This is a genomic window from Anabaena sp. AL93 (genome assembly GCF_001672085.1).
GTDB lineage: Bacteria > Cyanobacteriota > Cyanobacteriia > Cyanobacteriales > Nostocaceae > Dolichospermum > Dolichospermum heterosporum.
This window is the reverse complement of sequence record NZ_LJOU01000013.1, coordinates 23865-47185: the sequence shown is the minus strand read 5'-3', so window position 1 is coordinate 47185 and position 23321 is coordinate 23865. Positions and strand designations below refer to the sequence as shown.

The 23321-nt window shown below is 39.1% G+C and carries 24 protein-coding genes and 1 pseudogene; 9 read left to right on the top strand and 16 right to left on the bottom strand.

The window, feature by feature from the left end:
* Nucleotides 1-97: 97 nt before the first annotated feature.
* Nucleotides 98-2452 carry a ribonuclease R family protein gene (locus tag AN486_RS05170; protein ID WP_290599484.1) on the bottom strand — a complete coding sequence of 785 codons (2355 nt, stop codon included), beginning with the start codon at nt 2450-2452 and terminating at the stop codon, nt 98-100.
* Between the two features lie 1425 nt (nt 2453-3877).
* Here AN486_RS05170 and AN486_RS05165 point away from each other — a divergent pair.
* Nucleotides 3878-4585: a hypothetical protein gene (locus AN486_RS05165; RefSeq protein ID WP_053541150.1), complete on the top strand. Its 708-nt coding sequence runs from the start codon at nt 3878-3880 to the stop codon at nt 4583-4585.
* Nucleotides 4586-4772: 187 nt separating this feature from the next.
* On the opposite strand, the gene clpP is transcribed toward AN486_RS05165, so the two are convergent.
* The 5 genes from clpP to AN486_RS05140 form a co-directional block, all read right to left on the bottom strand.
* On the bottom strand, nt 4773-5378 hold the full coding sequence (gene clpP, locus AN486_RS05160; protein WP_027403550.1) for an ATP-dependent Clp endopeptidase proteolytic subunit ClpP: 606 nt from the start codon (nt 5376-5378) through the stop codon (nt 4773-4775).
* A 647-nt stretch (nt 5379-6025) separates the two neighbouring features.
* The gene (locus AN486_RS05155; RefSeq protein WP_053537626.1) at nt 6026-6994 is read right to left on the bottom strand and encodes an FTR1 family protein; all 969 of its coding nucleotides are present in this window, start codon (nt 6992-6994) and stop codon (nt 6026-6028) included.
* Between the two features lie 344 nt (nt 6995-7338).
* Nucleotides 7339-7773: a ferritin-like domain-containing protein gene (locus tag AN486_RS05150; RefSeq protein WP_027403547.1), complete on the bottom strand. Its 435-nt coding sequence runs from the start codon at nt 7771-7773 to the stop codon at nt 7339-7341.
* Between the two features lie 180 nt (nt 7774-7953).
* Nucleotides 7954-8982: a helix-hairpin-helix domain-containing protein gene (locus tag AN486_RS05145; RefSeq protein ID WP_053537627.1), complete on the bottom strand. Its 1029-nt coding sequence runs from the start codon at nt 8980-8982 to the stop codon at nt 7954-7956.
* Between the two features lie 276 nt (nt 8983-9258).
* A complete protein-coding gene (locus AN486_RS05140; protein WP_290599483.1) occupies nt 9259-9423 on the bottom strand; it encodes a hypothetical protein in 165 nt (54 codons plus the stop codon).
* Between the two features lie 323 nt (nt 9424-9746).
* Between AN486_RS05140 and AN486_RS05135 the strand changes: the two genes are divergently transcribed.
* Complete coding sequence (locus AN486_RS05135; RefSeq protein WP_234413266.1) at nt 9747-9884, top strand: type II toxin-antitoxin system PemK/MazF family toxin; 138 nt, start codon at nt 9747-9749, stop codon at nt 9882-9884.
* Between the two features lie 44 nt (nt 9885-9928).
* Here the strand turns inward: AN486_RS05135 and AN486_RS05130 are convergent, their stop codons facing one another.
* The 5 genes from AN486_RS05130 to AN486_RS05110 all read right to left on the bottom strand — a co-directional run bounded on the left by AN486_RS05130 (nt 9929) and on the right by AN486_RS05110 (nt 15885).
* Entirely contained in the window at nt 9929-10696 is a 768-nt protein-coding gene (locus AN486_RS05130) for an SDR family NAD(P)-dependent oxidoreductase (protein WP_053537628.1), read from the bottom strand.
* Between the two features lie 89 nt (nt 10697-10785).
* Complete coding sequence (locus AN486_RS05125; protein ID WP_053537629.1) at nt 10786-11601, bottom strand: sugar phosphate isomerase/epimerase; 816 nt, start codon at nt 11599-11601, stop codon at nt 10786-10788.
* A gap of 96 nt (nt 11602-11697) precedes the next feature.
* A complete protein-coding gene (locus AN486_RS05120) occupies nt 11698-12909 on the bottom strand; it encodes an MFS transporter (protein ID WP_233455451.1) in 1212 nt (403 codons plus the stop codon).
* Nucleotides 12910-13248: 339 nt separating this feature from the next.
* A complete protein-coding gene (locus tag AN486_RS05115; RefSeq protein WP_053537631.1) occupies nt 13249-14421 on the bottom strand; it encodes a 2-deoxy-scyllo-inosose synthase in 1173 nt (390 codons plus the stop codon).
* A gap of 444 nt (nt 14422-14865) precedes the next feature.
* Nucleotides 14866-15885 (bottom strand): multicopper oxidase domain-containing protein, encoded by a 1020-nt coding sequence (locus AN486_RS05110; protein ID WP_053537632.1) that lies wholly within the window; start codon nt 15883-15885, stop codon nt 14866-14868.
* 328 nt (nt 15886-16213) lie between these two features.
* Here AN486_RS05110 and AN486_RS05105 point away from each other — a divergent pair, with 328 nt between their 5' ends.
* The gene (locus AN486_RS05105) at nt 16214-16405 is read left to right on the top strand and encodes a CbtB-domain containing protein (RefSeq protein WP_071992818.1); all 192 of its coding nucleotides are present in this window, start codon (nt 16214-16216) and stop codon (nt 16403-16405) included.
* A gap of 326 nt (nt 16406-16731) precedes the next feature.
* Nucleotides 16732-17898 (top strand): hypothetical protein, encoded by a 1167-nt coding sequence (locus tag AN486_RS05100; protein ID WP_053537633.1) that lies wholly within the window; start codon nt 16732-16734, stop codon nt 17896-17898.
* Between the two features lie 100 nt (nt 17899-17998).
* On the opposite strand, the gene AN486_RS05095 is transcribed toward AN486_RS05100, so the two are convergent.
* Nucleotides 17999-18574, bottom strand: coding sequence for a Uma2 family endonuclease (locus AN486_RS05095; protein ID WP_053537634.1), 576 nt, complete (start codon nt 18572-18574; stop codon nt 17999-18001).
* 147 nt (nt 18575-18721) lie between these two features.
* On the opposite strand from AN486_RS05095, the gene AN486_RS05090 reads away from it, so the two are divergent.
* Together AN486_RS05090 and AN486_RS05085 are read left to right on the top strand one after the other, a co-directional pair.
* Nucleotides 18722-18991 carry a hypothetical protein gene (locus AN486_RS05090; protein ID WP_027403169.1) on the top strand — a complete coding sequence of 90 codons (270 nt, stop codon included), beginning with the start codon at nt 18722-18724 and terminating at the stop codon, nt 18989-18991.
* Nucleotides 18961-19407, top strand: coding sequence for an HNH endonuclease signature motif containing protein (locus tag AN486_RS05085; protein ID WP_053537635.1), 447 nt, complete (start codon nt 18961-18963; stop codon nt 19405-19407). Before AN486_RS05090 ends, AN486_RS05085 begins: the two co-directional genes overlap by 31 nt.
* 278 nt (nt 19408-19685) lie before the next feature.
* Here AN486_RS05085 and AN486_RS05080 read toward each other — a convergent pair whose 3' ends face one another.
* The 4 genes and pseudogenes from AN486_RS05080 to AN486_RS05070 all read right to left on the bottom strand — a co-directional run bounded on the left by AN486_RS05080 (nt 19686) and on the right by AN486_RS05070 (nt 21026).
* Nucleotides 19686-19973, bottom strand: a complete 288-nt coding sequence (locus tag AN486_RS05080) for a type II toxin-antitoxin system ParD family antitoxin (protein WP_053537636.1) — start codon at nt 19971-19973, stop codon at nt 19686-19688.
* A gap of 69 nt (nt 19974-20042) precedes the next feature.
* A pseudogene (locus AN486_RS05075) lies at nt 20043-20446 on the bottom strand (XisI protein).
* Nucleotides 20434-20607 carry an element excision factor XisH family protein gene (locus AN486_RS26620; RefSeq protein WP_081424106.1) on the bottom strand — a complete coding sequence of 58 codons (174 nt, stop codon included), beginning with the start codon at nt 20605-20607 and terminating at the stop codon, nt 20434-20436. The pseudogene AN486_RS05075 and the gene AN486_RS26620 overlap by 13 nt, the downstream one beginning before the upstream one ends.
* Nucleotides 20608-20732: 125 nt before the next feature.
* A complete protein-coding gene (locus AN486_RS05070; protein WP_081424107.1) occupies nt 20733-21026 on the bottom strand; it encodes an element excision factor XisH family protein in 294 nt (97 codons plus the stop codon).
* Between the two features lie 133 nt (nt 21027-21159).
* Here AN486_RS05070 and AN486_RS05065 point away from each other — a divergent pair, with 133 nt between their 5' ends.
* The 3 genes from AN486_RS05065 (at nt 21160) to AN486_RS05055 (ending at nt 23316) form a co-directional block, all read left to right on the top strand.
* Complete coding sequence (locus AN486_RS05065) at nt 21160-21498, top strand: HNH endonuclease (RefSeq protein ID WP_290599482.1); 339 nt, start codon at nt 21160-21162, stop codon at nt 21496-21498.
* Nucleotides 21499-21740: 242 nt separating this feature from the next.
* Nucleotides 21741-22664 (top strand): energy-coupling factor ABC transporter permease, encoded by a 924-nt coding sequence (locus AN486_RS05060; RefSeq protein ID WP_039200050.1) that lies wholly within the window; start codon nt 21741-21743, stop codon nt 22662-22664.
* On the top strand, nt 22657-23316 hold the full coding sequence (locus AN486_RS05055) for an energy-coupling factor transporter transmembrane protein EcfT (protein WP_053537637.1): 660 nt from the start codon (nt 22657-22659) through the stop codon (nt 23314-23316). Before AN486_RS05060 ends, AN486_RS05055 begins: the two co-directional genes overlap by 8 nt.
* Nucleotides 23317-23321 lie beyond the last annotated feature (5 nt).

Below are 23321 nucleotides of genomic sequence, written 5' to 3'. Positions count from 1 at the left end.
CATTAGTCAGTGGTCATTAGTCAGTGGTCAGTGGTCGGTGGTCAGTGATCAGTATTTAAGAGCAATGGACAACTGACAACTGACAAAGAACAACTGACTATTCCTCATCATAGGGTTCTTGATCAAAAGGGTCGGTTTTATTGGGTGAATAAATGTCTCCTGTATCTTCATCTTCATTGTTACCATTTGCGCCCATACTTTTTGGTAAACCATCAGCACCAACGGTGACAAGATCAATTTGTTGACGGTAGTAATCAACACTTTTGACTTGTACCATACAGCTATCACCTAATCGGTAGGAAGCTCGATTTTTCCGCCCAAATAAAGCCTGTTGTCTGGCTCGATATTCGTACCAATCGTCTTTGAGGGAACTGACGTGAACCAGTCCTTCTACCCGTAAGGTATTAGCGAGATTGGTTTCTGTGGGCGATTCTACTGGGACTTCAATTTCGACAAAGAAGCCGTAGGATTGAACTCCGGTAATTACGCCGGGAAAGACTTCGCCAATGCGTTGTTTCATTAAGGAAGCTTTTTGGAGTCCGGCTAAATCTGCTTCAGCTTCTTGGACTTCTTTTTCCCGGTCATTAATTTGCACAATGACTCTGGCTAAGTCACTTTGGATTTCTTGGTGGAGTTCTGGGGGGAGAACGTTCCAATTAATTTCTTCGTGACAATTGGAATGGCGCAGGTTAATCCGATCTTTGACGCGGGTATTCCGGCGATCGCGCCCATGTTCTATTAAGTGATGATACGCCCGTTGTAAGAAGATGTCTGGATAACGACGTAAGGGGGCGGTGATGTGGACATATTGGGATAAAGCCAGTCCAAAATGAGAACCTTTGGTGGTGCTGTAGACGGAAGGCTTGAGGGTATCTTGTAATAAATAGGTGAGAACTTGTTCCGAGGGGGAATCGGCAAAAGCACCGGTCAAGTGTTGATAATCTAGGGGTTGGATTTCCAATTCTGGATCTAGTCCCAATTCCACACCTAAATTAACAGCTAGTTTGAGCATTTCCTGAACATCTTCGGGATCAGGTGTGCCTTGAACTCGCCATAAACTAGGAATCCCCAAGGCACTGAGGTGATCAGCCATGAGTTGATTCACTAATATTACCAACTCTGTAATCAGCGATCGCCCAGGTAAGTCATTCAGTACCACAGATCCCATTGATCCCTCATCATAATAGGGGTTATGACTAGGTGGGAGATTCAACTGTAAACTACCGCGCTGTAGACGTACCTGTTTAATAGCATTAGCTAAAGTCTGCAAATCTGGCAATTTCTCCTGGACTGCGGCTGCCACTTTGGTGCTTTCACCAGCGAGAATGCTTTCTGTCTCCCCTTGACTAACGGCTACATCTACATTAATCACACTAGGTTGAATTTCCCACTCCTCCACTTCTCCTGATTGAGGGTTAATGGTGATGATCAAGGAAAGAGCCAAGCGATCGCTCCCAGGGACTAAAGAACACCGTTCTGTCACCGCTGCTGGTAACATCGGCAATAATAACTCTCCTAGATGCACTGACTTACCACGCTTGAGTGCTTCCCTGTCCAAAGCTTCATCCGCTTGAATATAGTGGGAAACATCCGTAATGTGAAAAATTAATCGCCAATTGTCAGCACTAATTTTTTCGACACTAAAGGCATTTTCTACCACCGACTCATCACCGTTGGTACTCTTAATAGTGAAGGTAAAAACATCACGTAAATCCAGACGATTTTTCAGGTCTGCTTTCAGGAGTCTCTTGGGTAACTTCGCCGCCGCATCGAGGATCGAATCGGGAAAAGTTCGGGATAAATCATGTTTACAAGTGACCAAATCTATATCCGCTGCCGCTTCAGCATCACTACCCAGAATTTGTACCACTCGACCCAAGGGAGGGTATTGTGCCAACGGATAGCGGAGAATTTCTACGTGAGCTAAATGGTCAATAGCCTCTTCCAACTTCATACTGTTGAGTTGTAGTTTCAGTTCAAACAGCAATCTGTCATCCAAAGGAACAGCCCGAAACCCTTCCTCCACCTGCTTAATTCTGGCGAGTAAAGTATGATTAGACCGCTCCATAATCAACTTCACCTCACCTTCAGGCGATCGCCGGCGACTACCTTCCTTAAGGACTCTAACCAAAACGCGATCGCCATTCCAGGCATTACTCAAATGACTTTCGCGGATGTAAATATCCTCTGAGCCTTCGCTATCTTGAATCGCAAAACAAAAGCCCTTACTAGAACAACGTAGTTTCGCCTCAATCAATCCCTCTTCCGTAACGCGGCGATATTTTCCCCGTTCCTTCACCAAAAGCCCAATTTTTTCCAACACATCCAAAGTAATCTGGAGTTTTTCTAGACTTTCTTCATCCTCACAACCCAGTTTCTTTTCTAGGACTTTACGAGCCACCAATTTATCATCTGTAAAATTGGCAAGAAGTGTAGCGATTGAAAATTCCATGCAGTGAACCGACCTTTGGTCAAAACATCATTTGTTGTCGAGTCCGGCCTTTACTGTATCCCCTCACGGTCTACAGACACTTGCTGCCGTACGAATTTCGCCCTTGCGTAGTGTTTCGTAGAAAAGGCAAGTCCGCTCATAGCGCAGCGCGGCATTAGCCATAGTCATTGTCAAAGAAAGCCCCTGCGTTGACCGGAAATTTTAGATTTTAGATTTTAGATTTTAGATTAAAAAAATTTAGTATGGGTTTCCGTCTTTCAGGACGGAAAAATACTCGCTGCGCTGCGTACGCTTCGCTAACGTAAATCCCAAATCCAAAGTTTTCGAGCTTCTACACTTGTTTGGTGGAGTCAATCCAAAATCGTTCGACTGAGCGAAGTCGAAGTCCAAAATCGTCAATCCAAAATCGAGTGACTTCTCACTGCACGACAATCTCAGAGTTTGCTTGCGTGACCCTTGACCTGATCTAAACAATCTTCACCATGCACTCCTGATACTCAATAATTAAACACTAAGTAATTAGATCATGGATGAGTGAGAGACTTGGTTTGAAGAACTCTCTATACCACCCACAAACTACAAACTGGTTTAAGCATAGGTGTTTGATGGTTTAGATATAAGGTAATCTCACGCCATTAGCATCTGATAACATAGCGTGGCGTTAGCCATGTCTTCACTGGCAGAAACCGCTGAAAAATCCAATTCTCGCTTATGTAGGATTGGTAACAATCAGGTAAGCAGTAAAACACAGGCAACGAGGGCAAACCTTATCTTTATCATTGTAGATTTAGAGCGCACTTCTTTAAAAATACTTCTAGATATCTAATTGGGTAATTAGTATAGCATTTTAAAGATAGACAACAATTTGTGTTGAACAACTGCTAGTATCAGAACATATTTAAAATTGTGAGTGCTTAGTTCTCAGTAAGACTTTATATTGAAATATAGGGTTTTGTCTAGGGGATTGGTAATTGGTATGCTAAACACGGTTGAGACATGGACTTTTACAAAATTACGAAAAACCTAGATTTGTAGGGGTAAAGCAAGAGCTTCATTGGTGTCAACTTAAGCTCAAATCCCTACCACATCTCGTTCCTAGTCTCTGACTAGGAATGCAGTTGATGAGGCTCTGCCTCTAATATCATTGAAGGCAGAGCCTTCTAGAATTCATTCCCAGTCAGAGACTGGGAACGAGACGACTTGAGTTCTTTGCGGGATAGATGTTTTACGTTAAGTTGACACCAATAAGCTTTTGCTTTACCCCTACCCACAGAATCAAATTATTAAGCCGTGTTGAGTATAATTGGTAATTGGTAATGGAGAAAAATTCTTGACTCATTCCCTGTTCCCTGTTCCCTGTTCCCTGTTCCCTAATTAAGAACTGACGTTATTAGGAAAATTTAGATAAAAATGGTTGAAAGCATTATGTTGGCACAATTCCAGAACTTGTACCCCAACGGCAGTATTATCTCAGAACTAATAGAAATTTTTCAAGGGAAATATATCGTCCGTGTCAGTATACAACTCGAAGGCATCACCAAGGCAACGGGTATGGCAGGAGCAGAAACAGTAGAAGCAGCAGAAGACCAAGCTAGAGATAGAGCATTCACAGTTCTAGGCATCAAAAACCTCCCAGTAGAAGCCACAAAATCAGCTTCACCATCAGTAACTCCACCACCAATCAAACCTGCTCTACAGGAATCGCCACCCCTTCCTCCGGTCAGCAACACCAACACTGCAATATATACACCACCCTTTCTAGAAGAGCAAATTGATACTCAAGTTACAAAACCAGAAATATTCCCACATCAAGAACCAGAATCTCGACCCTTAGCAGAAGTCCCTCCGAGTAATGTTACACCGTTCACCCCTCGGAGTTACACACCTTACGAAGATACTGGTGTCCAGTCAGCCATTGGTAAAAACAAAAGACGCAATGAACCAGTCAACTTATCTGATGTTATTGCCCAAACAGACGTAGAAATCGAGCGATTAGGCTGGACACCAGAACAAGGAAAAGATTATCTAGTCAAAACCTACAGCAAACGAGGACGTTCTCTCCTAAGTGAAGAAGAACTACGAAATTTTCTCACTTACCTCAAATCCCAACCAGACCCCATTGCGGGATTTTAGCATCAGGAGTCACCTGAGTTCGGAGTTCGGAGTTCGGAGTCAGGAGTCAGGAGTCAGGAGTCAGAAGTCAGGAGTTAGGAGGAAGTTATCCAATGACCAATGACCAATGACCAATGACCAATGACCAATGACCAATGACCAATGACCAATGACCAATGACCAATGACCAATGACTAATGACCAATGACTAAACTAAAGCTACAGGACGACTACCAGCAGCATGACGGTCAATTACTTGGTCAATCAATCCATAGTCCCTAGCTTCAGCAGGAGACATGAAGAAATCACGTTCTGTATCTTCAGAAATTCGCTCAAAAGGTTGCCCAGTATGTTCAGCAAGATATTCATTCAGCCGCTGCTTGTGATACAAAATTTCGCGGGCTTGAATTGCTATATCAGTCGCCTGTCCTTGTGCGCCACCGAGAGGTTGGTGAATCATAATCCGTGAATGGGGTAAACTCATCCGCTTACCCTTTGTACCCGCGCTAAGGAGAAAAGCTCCCATACTTGCGGCTAATCCAGTACAAATTGTACAGACATCGGGGCGGATATGCTTCATTGTATCAAAAATACCCATGCCCGCTGTTACTGAACCACCAGGAGAATTAATGTACATATATATGTCCTTCTCCGCATCCTCAGAATCTAAAAACAACAGTTGGGCAACAATCAAGTTGGCCAGATTGCTATCAACCTGTTCTCCCAAAAAAATAATCCGCTCACGCAACAGCCGTGAATAGATATCAAAGGCACGTTCGCCTCGACCCGATTGTTCAATAACGATAGGAATCATTTAGCGTGTTTTTAGCTATTTTTCATTTATTCTATCGGTGACAAAGGCTAATTGTGTTGAAATTGCCAATTAACATTCAAAGAAACTGGGTAAAGAGAACAGATAGGATTTTTTATGAAGAAATATATCTTACGCAAATATCAGTATTTATACGGTTTCCAGTAATTGAGTACCTGGAGTATTGGAATTGTCTATTTCCGTAAATTTAAAAATAAATTTGTAGTTACAAGACACTTTTTTGAAAAATAACCGTCTCAGTTGTTAGGTACATATAAAGAGAGATCTAGATCACATTCTTTAATAGATTTCTGCGATATTCTCAAGTTATATTCACCGAATTCGATAAACCAATAACACAAAGTGCATTGAGAATAACAATTTCCTATGGAGTCCCATCCATATAAATAAAAAGAGGGTTATTATGCTAGAAAAACTTATACAAGCAGCCTTTATTACATTTTTATTGCAACTTATCGCCGTATTGAGTAATACTACTCCAATACGTCCCAAGGTAGTCTCACCTATTTCAGAAATGTCAGCGCCTATAATTAGTTCGACTTTTCATATTTCGGAGTAAAATGCAAGATATAGGAAACAGAGAACAGGGTCAAATTCTTCCCTGTTCCCTGATTATCAGTCTTTTATTTTTAATTCCTGCTGGCGGTACTAGTCATAACTTTATTTTTGCTGTTTTTGCTAGATTGATTATTTCCACCTGTAATGCTGCGGAAATATAGTCCACCAATACTGGTAAGAAATACTAAATATCCTACAGCTTGAACAATATATATTTTGTCCCTATAACCAAATAATGATTTGAGAATGATACCGGGGAATTGTTCATCAGATAAGATTTTTTCGGTATTCCAAACTATTGGACCTAAGATGCAAGAATGAATTCTGGTAAAGTGTTCATAATAGAAACAAAGATTTTCTGAAGAACGACTACTCAGGGACAGATTGGCTATAGCTTCATCAAAGTGTTGTAACCCGGAGACTACTAAGCCAGAAACAATTAATATTAATAAAACGCCCATGATTTGGAAAAATTGGCGGATATTAATTTTCACACCCCATTTAAATAATAGAACCCCAATAGCTGCGGCTGTTGCTAAACCACCCAGTGCGCCTAAAGTTGGTAATAAACCTTGTTGAAAATTGGCTGCAACAAATAAAACAGTTTCAAATCCCTCGCGGACAATAGCGACTAAAATTAAACTAAAAACTCCCCAAGCAGCATTTGAGTTTTTGCCTAATGCGTCTGTGACTGCTCCCTCAACTTGTGCTTTCATAAATCTGGCTTGTTTTGTCATCCAGATAAGCATCCAACTGAGCATAACTATAGCTAAAACACTAAATATACCTTCTAATGTTGGCTCAACAACGGAGGTATATTGAGGATTAATAGATCCTAAGAATTTAATGATCCCCGTAAATAAAATACCGATTAAGCCACTAACTATAATACCAACAATAACACCAGCATAAACCCAAGGGTTCAATCGAGATTGTTTGGCTTTTTTTAATAATGCGAGGACAATACCCACAACTAGAGCGGCTTCCACACCTTCTCTGAGGGTAATTACAAAAGTAGGTAGAGCGGTACTAAAATTCATTTTATTAGTCAGTTGTTAGTTGTCAGTTGTCAGTTGTCAGTTGTCAGTTGTTAGTTGTCAGTTGTCAGTTGTCAGTTGTTAGAGGATGTTTTAAAAGTGGTATTCCGTAATTTTCATCACATTGCTACCCCCCCTTTCCCCTTGTAAAGGGGGGAAACAATAAAAATCCAGTTCCCTCCCCTTGTAAAGGGGAGGGTTAGGGAGGGGTAAAAAATATTTGATACATCAACCATAACTTTTCAAACACCCTCTTAGTTGTTAGTTGTAGATTTTGCTTCTCGTGATTTATAACGTCTAACGTCTAAGGTCTAACTTCTGACTCCTGACTCCTGACTCCTGCTTTATTAGCTGAAATCGCGTAACATTTTCTTGAGTTCGAGATTGTGCATCTCTTCTTGTCCGATCATACCACGAGTAAATTCTTCTAAATAGATACTGGCATTATTGACGGTTTCTAGAAGAGTTTTGTACATATCCAAAGCTTTCTTTTCATGGGATAAACTTTCTTGTAATATGTCCTTAACATTATGCTTGAAAGTTTCTTCCATTGGAGCAATTCTCAACGTAGGATGCCCTTCTAAGCCTGTGAGAATTTCTCCTACTTGTTGAGCATGAAGTAAAGATTCTGCGGCTTGTGCTTTGAAGAATGCCACAATGGGGATACGATTAGGACCTGTCACCATTAAGGAATAATGGGTGTAACGAACTACCCCTGCTAGTTCAAATTCCATGATGGAGTTGAGAATATCAATGGTCTTTTGGTGGTCGAGTTCTTGCATTAGTTGTTAAGTTGAGCAAAGTTACATGAGGAGAGTTTTTAGATACCAATTATTAGTGAGCAGTTATACTTTTTTCAGGTTTTAAAACCCCAAACTGGTTTCACTTTTGGTTTTTAACTATTTTCTCTCTTATTCACCATTTTAAACGTCTTATTCTGGACTTCCAATGGTGTGAAAATACTAATTTTGTGCTTTAGTGCTGGTTTTTGTTCGCACTTTTTGGGTATTTTCCTCGATGATTTTTACTAGCTTGGTAACATCTTCTGGAGTGCTGACTGCTTGGACTGGAGGGATAGCAGTACGCCAAACTTTCACCAATTCCATAAAAGCTGTATCTATGGCTTTGTGCGACTCAGGATGTTCTTGAGTCATTTGGCTAGAAATACCTTTATATAGTTCTTGAGAGTAGACTATAAAGCCACGAGAATCTTGATACTCAATGGGGGCGGTAATTTTGCCGTTGGCAATTGCTGCGCCATATTCTGAGTTAGCAGCATCTAGTAAACCGTTGATAACTTGGAGAACAAATTCGGGTTTCCTACGTTCTTCGGTTGGTAAAGCGGCGATCGCACTATCCACAGCTTGCACGGAAGTGGTAAAGTTAGTTTTTATTTTGGCATCCTTGGGATTAGATTTAACTAAATCGGTTAAACTGACCAAATTACTTTTAAATTCTTTAACTTTGCGCTCATCTAATTGTTCTTCAATATCAATATAAATCTCTTCTACTGGATGTCCAATATGGGGTTGAGCTTGTTTGGGTTGATTTTGATCTAGTAGTTCTTTGGCTACTAAAAGATGTCCTTTCATTAACCCCAATTTGGTCATGTAGTCAATATCTTTAGCTTCACCTGTAAGTACCACTTCCTCAACTGTCACCATGTCTTTAATTTGGTCAAACTGTGGTTGAGTAATCACTTTTTTACTGACCAAATCCGTTGGATTAGCGTAGGGACGATTAGCTTGGATTTTGTTGGATAAAGCCGGAATTCCTAATGTAGCTTCTAATTTATCTAATTGGGATAAAATTGCATTATTGATATTAATTTTAGCTTTACCACTATGACCGCTATGGGCGCTGGTTTCGGCAACTTGGGCTGTACTTGGTGTTGATTTAACATCTGCTGTGGGTGAGTCGCTGGTACAAGAACTCAGGGAAATCATCGCACAAGCCGCGATAGATAAGAATAAATAACGGAATTTGATCATTTTTACTCCTGGTAAATTGAATAGTTCTAACCAGCTTAAGTAGGTGGGCGGAGGAAAATCAAAATATATTCCGTTTTGTAAAATGGCTGAAACTCAACCACAATAACGCATAAGGGTAGATTTACATATCGTTACACATTTTGGTTATTTTACGTTCACCTACTTAATAGCTTTTTTAATAACCTCTTACTTTTGATCTATCACAAATGAGAGGTTTTATCAAATAATTTATCTAGGATTCTAAATTATTTGCCTATGTACTTATATTATTTTTTACTAAAGAGCGTGTTTTTTATGAGCATAATGCAAATTATGCTGATATTCAATCATCTTTTTTTGGGCAACTGGATAATGAATACTAGAAACTGGAATAGTTTGCATGAGTCTTGTAGCTTGTTGCCAAGTATTAACAACTTGTTGCCATTGCTGTAAAGCCCACATTCAGCATGAGTAAATATACTCAAAATATTTTTCCCAGCAGGTTATTTTGTCAAAAAAAGAATTTCATAAAACAGCTAAAACCCAATCATAATAACAACTTCATGCTTTTTGCAATCTAGGTCGGTATTCAATGAATTTAATCTCAAACCAACTAATTTATTGACATTATTCTCAATAAGCTTGATTCTAGCTCTACCTAAAGCTGCGATGGCTACGCCGCGCCGAAGGCATCGCCCTAATATAGAATTGCGTGTAATTGTCTGAAAGCCTTATTATCATTGGGTTATAGATAATTCCGAAAATTCAAAAAATACCTGCGGAATGTGGTTTCTAAAGTTCAAGCCCAGCAAGTACGCACAATTTCTAAACAGCGGATTTTAGGAGATGCTATGGGTAGTTTGAGTACAGAATTGATAGAATTAGTGAATGCTGCGCTCAAATTACATCTCTCTTTAGAGTGAATTACAATTTTGGGAGATTGAAAGAAATATTTCTATCTAAAATCTTAGCTTTGGGCATATCCACCATCCACAACCAATGTCTGACGAGTGATTGCTCTGGAGGTGTCCGAGGCCAGAAACAGATAAGTTCCCACTAATTCATCTGGTGTAAGTTCGATGGGAATCAATTGTTGCTCGTGTAGATTTTTGTGTTTGGCTTCTGGTGTCACCCATTGATCTATCTGTCTTTCGGTCATAATCCAACCTGGTGCTACAGCATTCACCCGGATATGGTGTTTCCCCACTGCCGTCGCCAGACTGCGAACCATACCGATAATTGCTGCCTTAGTTGTGTTGTAGGCAATCATATCTGGTTTAGCAACCCACACTACATGAGAACTAGTCATAATGATGCTACCTCCACCAACAGCGATCATGTCGGGCAAAAGTTCACGGCAAGTCACGAAATAATGCACCACATTTAACTGAAACAAGTCGTTCCACTGGTTCTCTGACATTTCCAATAAGGGATATCTAGGATCATAACCAGCGTTATTAATTAAAACATTCACCACAGGTCTTTCTTTTTTAACCTGTGCCAAGGTTGCAGTTAGTGCTGAGGTATCAGTTAAATCTACAGAATATACATTAACTTTACATCCTAATTGTTCACATTCTGTAGCTATTAATAACCCCTTGTCGTAGTTTATATCTAAAATAGTTACCTCAGCTGACTGTTCTGCAAAGGTTCGAGCTAAAGCTTCTCCAATACCCTGACTACCACCTGTAATCAAAACGTGCTTATTTTTCAAATCGGGATAGATTGGATGCATGATTTTCTCCAGTATTTATCTATTAGAGACGTTACCTATAACATCTCTACAAATGTTTAATTACTCAAATTTAGCTTGGCAAACTCAGGTTATACTAATGCTTGTTTTCTATTAGTCAGCCAGTCTTTGCTAGCTGAGAGATGTAACTTGAGTTCATCCAAGTTGTCTTCTGAATCGGAACCTGGTGTTTGTCGAGGAGCGGCACATTCAAACACAATTGGTCCAGTATATTGAATAGTATCAAGGGCTGCGAAATGCCGCTCAAAGTCAATGTGTCCAAACCCGATACCTTTCCTATTAGAATCAGCTATTTGATAAGCGCTGAGTTGCTCTCCGCATCGTATTATGGCTTTAACTGGATCGTCTTCTTCAAGATTCATGTGAAAAGCGTCTAAAACGATGGTCAGATTCGAGGTATTAATTTGGGCAAGCAGAGAAAGGACATCAGTACTTTTGAGAATGAAACGACATAAATAACGATTCAAAGGTTCAAAGCCTAATTTGAGATTAGCTTGTGAAGCATAAAGAGCAATCTCTCGACATGATTCTACTAAAAGCTCAATCGACCCCGAATAAATACTTCCCATTTGGTTCTGGATGTATTCATGACAGGTAATGACTGGCTGACCCAGTTCAGCGCCGTAATCAATTAACTTTTTGTAGTAATCAATAGCAAATTTTCTAATTTTTTGATCGCTGCTGGCTAAATCTACATTTCCAGGTGTGAGAGAAAAAATTTCTAAACCTTCGTTTGCAAAAATATTTTTGACATCTTTCACCGAAACAGAATCAATATCTACATACAATTCCACTCCATTAAATCCCATTTGAGCAATTATTTCTGCGGTATCAACAAGATTGAGATTACCAAATATCCATGTGGTTACACCAATTTGTCTTTTCATAGTAATCTCACTTTTAATTACAATGTAGAGTTTGTTTTCATCAACATATTTTTGGCTCTATCGAAAACTTAAAAGATTCTCACAGAGCATTTTTTCTTATTTTCTTTTGTTACGGTTTTTAGCAAAAAGCCCACTGAGCAATACCAATGTAGCGATCGCAAAAACGGCACTAGAGTAAAAAACCCCCGGCATTCCCCACAGTCCAAAGGCAACACCTGCCAAAAGAGGTCCCAACGCCTGTCCCAGTGACAATAACGTGGCATTCACCGCCATAAATCCCCCTCGATACTCCTTTGGTGCCAATCCACCCAATAAAGCCTGAGTTGCCGGAAACACCATGCCATGAGCCGCTCCAAATAGCAAACTGGGAATGAATAGCAGCCAGACATTCTGTATAGATGGGGTAATAACTAATGCCAGTGCATAGAGAATAAACGAGACTTTGATCAGTGTTAGCTCTGAAAGCTTTTGGGCAAATAGTCCCAGTTGGGAAGAAACAAAAGCCAGCGAAAGCGCCATACTTGCCAAAATGATGCCAATTACCACATTAGAAGCACCTAAAACATTGCTGGCTAAGATGGGAATGTAGGTGAAGTAGGCGCCGAAAAGGAGAATGAATAAGGCTATTACTGCAAACAGCAGTCCAATCACTTTACGATTGTTGATACTGCGTCCAATATTTTGTAGATAAGCTTTAAGATGAAACTCTTCTTGCTTTGGCAACTTGGGTATTTTTAGAGAAAATAACACCAAAAATGCTACAGGAATAGCCGTCAAAGGTAGGAGAAAAGGATACCGCCATCCTAGTGCTGCCAATCCTCCACTAATTAAGGGATACACTGCTAAACTGATGCCGATCATGCTGCCATTGAATGCCATTGCAGATGTCAGCATTTTGCCCGTATAAAGATCGCTGATGATAGTCAGTGCTAGAGATTCTAAGCTGGCTGCACCGATGCCTTGCAGAAAACGCATCTCCAGCAGGGTGCGAAAATTCGGAGCCACTGCACAGGCAGATCCTGCAATCGCAAACAATAGCAGAGAAGGCACTAAGATTTGTTTCCTCCCAAAGCGATCCGCCAGTACCCCACAGACTGGAGTACCGATTGCGATCGGTAAAACAAAGGCTGATATGACTAATCCAATGCGTTCGGGAGAAATTTTAAAGTCCTCTGCCACGGTTGGTAATACTGGACCTATGCTGCTAGAACCCAAAACTGCCATTAAAGTTACAGCAATAACAATTTGAAGATTTTGGTCTTGATAGAGTTTCTGTGGCGGTTGATCACGATTTGTTGATGTTTTCAATAGTTTGATCTCTCTACGAGTGGTTGATCGAGGGAAGCAGGAGAAAAACTACCCTCTGCTTCAGTAAAGCGATCCCAGAGAGCAAAGGTTTTAGACATTTAAAATGGGTAGCTTATTTGCGATGCACAACAGCTTAGTCGAAACTTGCCTACGTATCTGCTGACAATTGAAGCTAATATTATCAACTAGCTAAAAACTAAATTTGTGCAAACTTTGTTATGATTGACTAATGTATCCAAGCCGATCCCAGCTTGCCAGAGCCGAGATCAGCATCATGATTAGGGTACTTTTGATTCGAGTAGTTAAGGCTTACACATCCAAATAAGATTGTGTTGTGTTCTATACAGCAAATGCGTAAGTCTTAGCACTCTTTCTCTGACGCTCCTGCTGAATGAAATCTTCGACAACTTTTATTACTAATTCTTTGTCAACTGTCACTAAAAAATCTCCTTCAGGGTTATAACATTGACCGATTCCTTCCAATAAAACAAAGCGCAGGGCTGCTCCTGTTTTTTTATTGTCTGCAATCATCGCATCCATGAGTTTTTCAGTTGTGATTGTTTCAGGGAAAGGATTGTTAAACCCTAGTTTCTTTTCAATGACATAGTAATGACGCTCCACATCTTTTTGTGAAATTAATCCAAGTTCTTTGCCAAGATGTGAGGCAATTTTCATGCCATACGAAACTGCTTCTCCGTGAGATATTTTTTCCAACCATTCAATACCATGACCAAATGTATGACCATACTCAAGGGTAATAGCATAACCTTTTTCGCTGGGATCTTGCTGGAGAATTGGTAATTTGGAGAGAATGATTTTATAGGCAATTTCCGTTAATTTTGCGTCCGTAAAATCTAACTCAGGATTGAGGGATTGTTCTAAGTATTCCAAAAAATTTTCATCGGAGATGAACCCATTTTTGATACCTTCAATTATGCCGCTACGTCGAGAAAAAGGAGGTTCTGTTTTGAGATATTTGGTATCTGCCCAGATAAATAAGGGTGCATGGTAGAGACCAAAATGATTCTTACCCGTGCCGCCATTAACCGCCTGTTTATTGCTTAATGTACTGTCAGTTTGACCTGTCATACTTGTAGGGATTTCAACAAAACGAATCCCACGGTAAATTAATCCAGCTGCTAAACCGACAACATTACCAACTGTTCCGCCACCAAATGCTAACAAAATAGATTTTTTGGATGCACCTTTAGCAATTAGCTTTTCGCAGGTTTCTTCCAGAACAGGGAAGTATTTACATTTCTCACCAGCAGGTACAAATTCAACTGAACAAGGATATTTTGCACTTATTTGATCATACAATTCTTTGCCGTAACTCTCAAATAGATGTGGCTCCGTAAAGAAAAATATTTTGTCAAAACTATATTTCTCTAGTTCCGATAAAAAACTTTGATGAATGCCATATCCAAAATAAAATGGGCTGGGTTTTTCTAGATGAGTACTGAGTGTGATGACTTTTCCTGGTACGAAATCGAAGGGTTGATTATGATTCATGTTTTGTTTTTTTGTGATTACTGTTCTCACTTTGCACCTGTAAACTTATTGATAATCTTTCTTATCAACAGCCAATAATATTAGTATCACTTACATGCATATTTCGTCAAGCTAATTGCAAATTATTTTCACTAAGAGACTTCCAAATAAAAAAATGTCCCAAAACTGATGCAGAAATTCTCTCTCTGTGTACTCTGTGCCTCTGTGGTTCGTTTCTTAGGATAATTTATTTCTTGGAAGTCTCTAATTAAATTTTTTCATAACAAATTCGTTTAAACACGCAATAACATTTTTATTATCGCTGAACTGTTGTAACGATAATCCCGATAATGAGGTAGTCTGAAGAAGCTATGAGGGTGAGTAAACTAAACCGTCTAGTTTTAAAGAAAAATTGTAACTGCCCAGGTTAACTGATGTAATCGTCGCCAATTTTCTTCATTTTTTTTACACTCCAATCATTTGGGAATCCTTTTCTGCGATTACTTCAAACTGTCCCATACACCCGCTTTCAGCGATCGCATCTTGATGAGGATGAAACATATATTTACCTGGATAGCGGAAAGCAAACTCTAAAATGTGCCTTTCTGCTACACCCATTGTTAAAACATCGGTTTTCTCGCTGGGGGTCATTGTCATACCGGAACGATAAACATCAAAGAAGTTAGCGTGCAGATGAAACGTCACAGCAGGATCAAATTCAATAATATTCAAAACATAGACCCGAATTAGCTGATTTTGATAAATCTGAATGGGATGGTGCATATAATGATGTGGCACACCATTAAAAGCATAATATTCATTTTTGTTATCATCATTTACATCATACCCAGACATAATTAAAACAATTTCATCTGCTGGTGGGCGAGGCTTAGGCGGGTCAATGATAAACATCCCATATAAACCCTTGGCAATGTGGCGAGTAACCGGGGCGACGTGACAGTGATATAAATGAACACCATAGGGTTCGGCATCAAATTCATATATGGTTGCTCTACCATTACTTACAGGTCTTATTCCATCCATTTCAGCAGGATGAACTCCATGAAAATGTAAAGAATGGGAATGTCCAGCATTATTGAGAAAAAGTATTCTTATTCTTTCTCCTTCTTTAGCCCGGAGTGTCGGTCCTGGAATCCGCCCGTTTAAGTCCCAAATGTTGTAAGAGACAGCACTATTAAGCTGAATGGTGGAAGTACCAGCAGTTAGCTGAAATTCGCGGACTGTGCGCCCATTTTCCTGCTTAATTGTCCCATAATCAAAATCTCGTAATACCTGCATAGGGTTAGTAGCACCATTAGATGCTGCCATTTCCATCGGTGGTACTCTGACACTGGGATGATTTTTGGTATTCAATATCTGCCAAATTGTCGCTGCACTTAGGACTCCAGCGCCGGATAATCCTATTTGCAACAGTTGGCGACGACTCCAAATTTTATCTTTACTGAAAGTAAAGTTGTCAGACATGAGACTAATAGGAATATGCGTATGTGAGAAATTGCGAATAATTTGCAATTAGCTTTATGTATAATATGAAAATTAAGAATCATTGTCAATAACTTGGAAAAATGATTTTCAGGATTCAGATCCCCGACTTCTCTAAGAAGTCGGGGATCTTGCTATAGTAATTTTCAGAAGTATTCCTGATATATTGGTTGATTTACCGTTGACTAGAGAACAGATGATGCTTGCAGCCTAGTAAATGGAATAAGGTGCTAGGATTTTGACAATAGCTGCTGATGTTAACAATATCTTTTTGTCACCAAGTAGCGCAACTATTTATAGGAGTTCACAAATGACTGCTTTTTCTCGGACTTCAGTATTACAAAAAACTGCGGGCATTACCCTTTCTAAGCCTGTACAGGTAAGTCTTTACATGATGTTATCTTCTTTGCTGATTTGGACTGTGTTTTTCTCTACCTATCCACCAGCGCATAACACAGCACACTCAGCGCGTCACCATGCTTTGGGCGTTGCTTGTCATTAAACTATCATAAAGTTTTAAACGTATTGGGCGATTAGAAATCACTTCTACACAAACAAAGTCCACCTGCGTGGACTAAGGAAAAATTAAGGGTTCATCCTGTGTAGCTGCGATTTACAATCGCCCAGATAAATAATAAGTTAGACTCAAATTCATTTGCTAAATCTAAAATATTCGGCGTTGCTGATTAAGAGTATGATTTTATTATGCCTACGGCACGCTGCGCGAACACGCAGAGGCGCTCCAGTCGCAGAGAGTAAGAGTTTCATTTTTTGATTTTTCAATTTCATACCTCAGTTCAGCAACGCCCAGTTAAATTCTAATTTCCTATGAGAAAATATCGTCTGTTTGCTGTTGTTAGTTCTGCTTGTATTTGTTTATCAATTTTATATTCTTTGGTGGGAGTTTCTCAAACGTCCCAATCTCAAGTTTTACTTTCGACAAATCCACCTTTAGAAAAAATTCTGCCTTTTGAAGCTGGTACAGATAGGAAACAATCTCCGGTGACTTTCAAATTACAAGCTGTTGATGCTGGCGGAAAACTGTTAACAAATGCCTTAATTAAATTGCAGATTTCCACACCTCCCCGCAATCCTTTCTTAACTACAGATTTTCCAATTGTTGAGGGAACAGAATTATTAGAACTGGAGGCGGCTGCACCGAATGGTAAATTAGAATTTGAGCAAATGTTACCAATTCGGGGTAATTATCAAATTCAAGTTAATGTTTCTCCTTTAGTTGCTAATGCTTTTGCTAGTTATCAGCAAACTTTGAATTTGAATGTGAGAGAAAATCCTGTTAAATATAAATATTTTGTTGTGCTTGCAGCGATTTTATTATCATTAGGATTGTTAGGCGGTTGGGTAATTGGTGGACAAGAGGAAATCAAAGAGGGGGAAATTGCACCGCAGTCTGTCCGGTTGTTGTTAAGTGCATTAACTGTAGTGGCAATTGTGACGCTATTATTTATTAATATCACGGCGGAAGTTGCGGAGGCTCATGGTGATGCACATTCTCCCAAAAATGAGAAGATTGCCCCATCAATTAGCCAATCTCAGGGCATGGAAGTGAGGATTACAGGGGATAAACTGGCGACTGTGGGGAGATTGGCAAATTTAGCGGTTGAGGTCAAGGATAGCACGACAGGGGCAGCTATTAAGGATGTCGGATTGCGAGTAAAAGCGATCGCATTGGAAGATAATTTAACTGTATTTGCTTATCAGGGATTTCCTAATTCAGAAGGGAGGTTAATATGGCAAGAACAATTTTTTGATGGTTCACCTCATAAGGTAGAGGTAGAAGCTATTTCTTTAGCTGAATCTCAACGTCAATTTCCAGCGGTGAAGGTAGCGCAATCTGTGGAAGTTGAGGGAATTGCACCACCAATGTATATTCGGTTGATTGGGTTATTTTATTTTACGGCTATTGTGGGTATGGGTATGGCGATTGGGTTGTTAATTCAGCATCGGAAAGAATTGCCAGTTAGGGGAAATTAAGTAGATATAAAAGAGTTGAATTAATAGTTAAATTTAACTATAGCGGTTATCTGTTGAGTGACATACCGCTATAATATCCTGTAAATCCTTAAATCCTTATTTAGACAAGAGGTAGCATCTGGGAAACTACAATTTCTAAATCAGGAAAATCTAAAGGAGATATGTTTTGATGTTCTGTGATAATTTCTCGATTTTGATAACCTTCTGTTGTAGGATTTCTAAATACAATTAATTCGCGTTTCACTACATCTAATACCCAATAATCCTTAATTCCTGCTTGAGAATAAGCTTTAGCTTTGATTTCTGTATCTAGTTTTAAACTGCTATCTGCAACTTCGATAATTAAATAAATTTCTGTTGGGGTAGGATGATGATCTGCATAGTCTAGCGGATCTATTTTCACCACAGCAATATCTGGTTCTGGTTCAGACCTTTCATTTAATTTTACAGGGTCTTGAATAGCTATGCAAGCTTTATGACCAATTCTATTTTCCAACAACTTATATGTTCTTCCCACTGCTGAACGGTGGGCTGTTCCTTTAGCAACCATCAAAATTATTTTCCCTTCTAATAATTCTACCCGTTCACTTGGTTCAAATATTCCTGCTTCAGCCATTCTGTGGTATTCATCAACAGTCCACAGCCGCAATTGTAAGGGAGATTCTGTGGTTTGCATAGTTAATTAAGGTAAATATTTATTCACTATTATATGATTATTTGTCTGATAGCGTAGCGTGGCGCAAGCCATATCAGGATATCCAGGATTTCAGGATTTACAGGATTTTTTATGAGATAATAGAAATAAAGACACTGTGAACATACAATGGCTACTCAATTAATGGTTCAACCTTCGTCTTTAATATCTTCTGGTATGAAGATGAGTGAATTTGGTAATATTTATCTATTTAAATTTACCGAGGAACTACAGATACGTTTTGAAGAACTATTAGCAAAGAAAAAATCTGATAAACTGACTTCTGAAGAGGAAGCGGAATATGTAGGTATATCGGAGTTACAGCGAATATTTACCTTAATTAATGCTCAACTAGCGGCTAAAAGTAAATGGTGTCCGAACCAACTCGACGACTTATAAGAAAACGAGCTAAATTCTTATGTGAATATTGCCACTCTCCTGAATACCTGAGTCCCGACCGTTTTACCATTGACCATATTATGCCCCAGTCTTTGGGGGGTTCAGATGAATTGGATAATTTAGCTTTGGCTTGTCATCGCTGTAATGAGCGTCATTATAATTTTATAGTAGCTACTGATCCTAAAACTCAAGAGAAAGTTGCTTTATTTAACCCTCGTCAGCAAGAATGGTCAGAGCATTTTATCTGGACAAAAGATGGTATAAAAATTGTAGGTAGAACGCCTACAGGAAGAGCTACTAGCGATCGCTTTGATTTCAATGATAAACGACGTGATGAGCCTTCTATTCAAGTTGCTCGGCATTTTTGGGTAGAAGCAGGTTGGCATCCACCACTATTAGATCCACGTCAAGAATAAAAATCAATTTCCTTAGATGTTGACTCTGACGGAACAGGAAAGATGACAAGAGGAAAGATTTATAGGCGTTGCTGATTTTAGGGATGAAAATAATTTTGCATACGTTCAAGACTCTTGTAGAGACGTTCCATGGAACGTCTCTACCTCCAAAAATCATACGCCAATTCAGCAACGCCGGATATAGAAGCCGACCGCAGGTATTGCTATTTACACTGTACATGGATCATTACGCTGCACAAGACGTAATAAAATATTCGTATCTACTAAATATTCCATTTTTAATAATGATCCTCATAAATACTCTCACGGCTAACAGCATAATCTGATAGAATAGGCGCATTTGCACCAACAGAAGCTACAAAATCATCAGCTAATTCATCTAAAGTCTTTTCAAATTCTTCCTGAGTTATCAAAAACTCCTCTAAACTTGCTTTACTTTTTCTTTGTGCTTCTTCAATAATTAACTGTTGTAAATATTCACTCGCTGAACTATAACCACCTTCAACAATTTCGTAATCAATAAAACTTTTCAGTGATTCAGGTACAGAAATATTAATATTGGTCATAGTTTTGAACTTAGGTTTCACTAGGTTGCTTGTATATTAACATAGATTATGTTAATAATTGAGATTTAATTAACTAACAGCAAAATCTGTATATTTGCGGACGGAAGGCAATTGAAAACCTAAAACAATATCTTCTTTCGGTACACCTAATTCAACTAATTCATTGGCAATTCCTACCTCTGTACCATCCTGCTGAATCCAAATTTTATCATCAATAATGTCTAGATGTAAAACAGGTCCATAAATACGATTTTGATCACGCCAACCCACATATACTCCATCCATCTTGAAAACTTGGGTTTTCGCCATAGAAAAACTATAGGTTTCAACTTAGACGGGGTTTAAATTAATTGATAATGGTTATTTTCAATATCAAAAATCGTTTGTGCTTGAATGCGTTTATCCCAAACCATACTAGCGTGTTGTTTGAGTAAATTCTGAATATATTGCTGATATTCTTCTAATTTTGCCATTGTGATATTACCTCCTGTTCAATATTATAAACTACTAAACAAAGTTGATTTGTTTTAATAACTGATTGAATAAAAGGCAAGATAAAAAATTCATTGTAAACAGTAATAGGAACTGCTAAATATAAGAGGATGTTTGAAAAGTGGTATTCCGTAATTTTCATCACATTGCTACCCCCCTTAGTCCCCCCTTGTAAAGGGGGGAAACAATAAAAATCCAGTTCCCTCCCCTTTACAAGGGGAGGGTTAGGGTGGGGTAAAAAATATTTGATACATCAACCATAACTTTTCAAACACCCTCTAAAATTCGTTCTGGTTCTTGTTCTTGTAAAGCAAGACGATAAATTATAAATTGTCCTAATGCAGCATAAAGTTCCGTGATTTTTGAAGGATTAAGAAAACTTTTGATTTCTATAGCTATTTTTTGTCCTTCTTTTTCGGCTGCAATAACTTTCTCTGCTCCTAAATCAATATGTAATTCTAATGTTCCCGCTTGCAATGGATAAGGATCATGACTAATAAACCAGCCCTCTTTTTCTAGTGCTGTTTTGACAATGTTATGAAAAGCATCTTTAGCTGGCACGGTGTTAATTCCATTATAACTTGGTTTTACTAAGTTACTTGTATATTAACATTTTAGCGTTACAATAAGTAGGTGAACACAATAAAACCAAACTGTGTAAAGAAATGTAAAATCGCCCAAACCTTCTTCACTCTTGCCTCTTGCCTTTTGCCTTGCCATAACGACAATTTTCAACGCTCACCTACTTAATGATGAATCGAATTTATGGTTAGCTTGTCCTATTTGTAATAGATATAAAAGCGATAAAATAACAAATATTGATTCAGAAACAGGTGAAATAGTTAAATTATTTAACCCGCGTACTCAAATTTGGTCTGAGCATTTTTCCTGGACAAAAGATGGATTGCAAATTGTGGGTAAAACACCAACTGGGAGAGCTACTGTTAAAGCTTTGCATTTAAGTGATGATGCAGATGTTTTAGAAGTTCGCAGTTATTGGGTACTTGCTGGTTGGCATCCTCCAGAAAATTAATAAATTCATAATCATGAACAATTATGAAAATATGTCATAAAGATTTATAAATGTTAACAATTCAAAAAATAAATATATAATTTGACGTATTTTTTATTGAAAAATTATCCTAAATAAAATCCCAAAATATCTACCAATAGGCTATTGTCAGAACAGATAAATTTTAGTTTGCTATTAATTTTGTTAGTCGTTATATTGCTTTTAGCACTGCAAAAAACCACATAAAAGAAATAGGAATTTTCATGCACATACCCGACGGATTTGTTTCTGTACCAGTAGCCGCAGCCACCAGTTTAGCCAGTACAGCCGCCTTATTTGTAGCTTTTGAGCGATCGCAAACAGCCTTTGGCATTCGTCGCGCCCCCATTCTCGGCTTAACCACAGCCTTTATTTTCGCCGCCCAAATGATTAATTTTCCCGTAGCGGGAGGAACTAGCGGCCACTTATTAGGAGGGGCTTTAGCGGCAATTATTTTAGGTAGTCCTTGGGCGGGAATGTTATGTATTGCCACAGTTTTAATTATTCAAGCCGTGTTATTTGCTGATGGTGGAATTACGGCTTTAGGTGCAAATATTTTCAATATGGGAATAGTCGGCGTGTGGGTAGCGTGGGGATTAACCCAAACCTTACAAAGACTATTGGGCGGTTCTCAAAGGCGTTTACCCCTAGCAGCCGGCATAGCGGCCGCAGTTAGCGTAGTTGTCGCCGCAGTAGCTTGTGCTATTGAATTAGCCCTTTCTGGAACAGCGCCAGCCAGCATAGTTTTACCCACCATGGCAGGTGTACATATTTTGATTGGTATTGGAGAAGGATTAATTACCGGGGGTGTATTAACCTATTTAGCCACAGCCCGTCCAGATTTGTTACCAGGTGAAGAACACAAAGTTAGAGGCTGGTTAGTTCCCGTTGTCAGTATTTTGCTGATTTCGGGTGTGTTGTCTCTATTTGCTTCTGCTTGGCCAGATGGTTTGGAAAAAGTAGCAGAAAACGTGGGTTTTATCAACTTAGCTGAACAAGTCAGAGTGGTAGTACCAACACCTTTGGCTGACTATGAGATTAAAGGTTTAGGGCAAATCGGCACAAGTATTGCCGGTTTGGTAGGTTCTACAGCTTGCTTCACTGTGGCTTTTGGAATTGCTAAAGTTATGAAACCTAAGAATGCTTAAAATTTCCTTGCCATTACGCTTGCAATTATCCCTCATTATTGTAATTGGCGCAGCGTTTTTAAAACATCATACTTGGTCTAATTTACTAGTATATGGGGCGATCGCCCTTTTATGGGTTGGCCTATTACAAGTACCCATTCGTAAATTAAGCGGTTTACTTGGTGCAGAATTAATTTTTCTATCATTGATGGCTTTGCCTTTGGGATGGGAAAAAGCCAGTTTTTTACTTGTGCGTTCCCTAATTTGTTTAATTACCATGAATAGTTTCTTATTAACCTTACCCCCCCACAGTTTGGGTATTGCCCTCAAAAGCTTACCAATAGCTGCCCCATTAAAAGAAAACCTGATCTTAGCCGCACAATACTTGGAAATCTTACTTTCAGAAGTAACGCAAATGCAGCGCAGCGCCCAATTACGTGGTTTAAATGGTGCAGCAGGATGGCTGCGTTATGCCAGTGCTTCCATGATTGGGGCGTTGTATCTTCGCACCCTCGACAGAGCGGAAAGAGTTTATGCTGCTATGGTAGCTCGTGGATATAATGGACAATTACCGATAGATTCCCCCCTCAAATCGAAAGAACGTTTTATCTTGTTAATAGCTGGGGTGACAGCTACTTGTTTAACCCTAAGTTCCTACCTTACTGTTATTTGAGTGGT

Coding starts and splice junctions, on each gene's coding strand:
- AN486_RS05170 (WP_290599484.1), bottom strand. CDS start 2,452: ATGGAATTTTCAATCGCTACACTTCTTGCCAATTTTACAGATGATAAA.
- AN486_RS05165 (WP_053541150.1), top strand. CDS start 3,878: ATGTTGGCACAATTCCAGAACTTGTACCCCAACGGCAGTATTATCTCA.
- clpP (WP_027403550.1), bottom strand. CDS start 5,378: ATGATTCCTATCGTTATTGAACAATCGGGTCGAGGCGAACGTGCCTTT.
- AN486_RS05155 (WP_053537626.1), bottom strand. CDS start 6,994: ATGAATTTTAGTACCGCTCTACCTACTTTTGTAATTACCCTCAGAGAA.
- AN486_RS05150 (WP_027403547.1), bottom strand. CDS start 7,773: ATGCAAGAACTCGACCACCAAAAGACCATTGATATTCTCAACTCCATC.
- AN486_RS05145 (WP_053537627.1), bottom strand. CDS start 8,982: ATGATCAAATTCCGTTATTTATTCTTATCTATCGCGGCTTGTGCGATG.
- AN486_RS05140 (WP_290599483.1), bottom strand. CDS start 9,423: ATGTGGGCTTTACAGCAATGGCAACAAGTTGTTAATACTTGGCAACAA.
- AN486_RS05130 (WP_053537628.1), bottom strand. CDS start 10,696: ATGCATCCAATCTATCCCGATTTGAAAAATAAGCACGTTTTGATTACA.
- AN486_RS05125 (WP_053537629.1), bottom strand. CDS start 11,601: ATGAAAAGACAAATTGGTGTAACCACATGGATATTTGGTAATCTCAAT.
- AN486_RS05115 (WP_053537631.1), bottom strand. CDS start 14,421: ATGAATCATAATCAACCCTTCGATTTCGTACCAGGAAAAGTCATCACA.
- AN486_RS05110 (WP_053537632.1), bottom strand. CDS start 15,885: ATGTCTGACAACTTTACTTTCAGTAAAGATAAAATTTGGAGTCGTCGC.
- AN486_RS05105 (WP_071992818.1), top strand. CDS start 16,214: ATGACTGCTTTTTCTCGGACTTCAGTATTACAAAAAACTGCGGGCATT.
- AN486_RS05100 (WP_053537633.1), top strand. CDS start 16,732: ATGAGAAAATATCGTCTGTTTGCTGTTGTTAGTTCTGCTTGTATTTGT.
- AN486_RS05095 (WP_053537634.1), bottom strand. CDS start 18,574: ATGCAAACCACAGAATCTCCCTTACAATTGCGGCTGTGGACTGTTGAT.
- AN486_RS05090 (WP_027403169.1), top strand. CDS start 18,722: ATGGCTACTCAATTAATGGTTCAACCTTCGTCTTTAATATCTTCTGGT.
- AN486_RS05085 (WP_053537635.1), top strand. CDS start 18,961: ATGGTGTCCGAACCAACTCGACGACTTATAAGAAAACGAGCTAAATTC.
- AN486_RS05080 (WP_053537636.1), bottom strand. CDS start 19,973: ATGACCAATATTAATATTTCTGTACCTGAATCACTGAAAAGTTTTATT.
- AN486_RS26620 (WP_081424106.1), bottom strand. CDS start 20,607: ATGAAAATTACGGAATACCACTTTTCAAACATCCTCTTATATTTAGCA.
- AN486_RS05060 (WP_039200050.1), top strand. CDS start 21,741: ATGCACATACCCGACGGATTTGTTTCTGTACCAGTAGCCGCAGCCACC.
- AN486_RS05055 (WP_053537637.1), top strand. CDS start 22,657: ATGCTTAAAATTTCCTTGCCATTACGCTTGCAATTATCCCTCATTATT.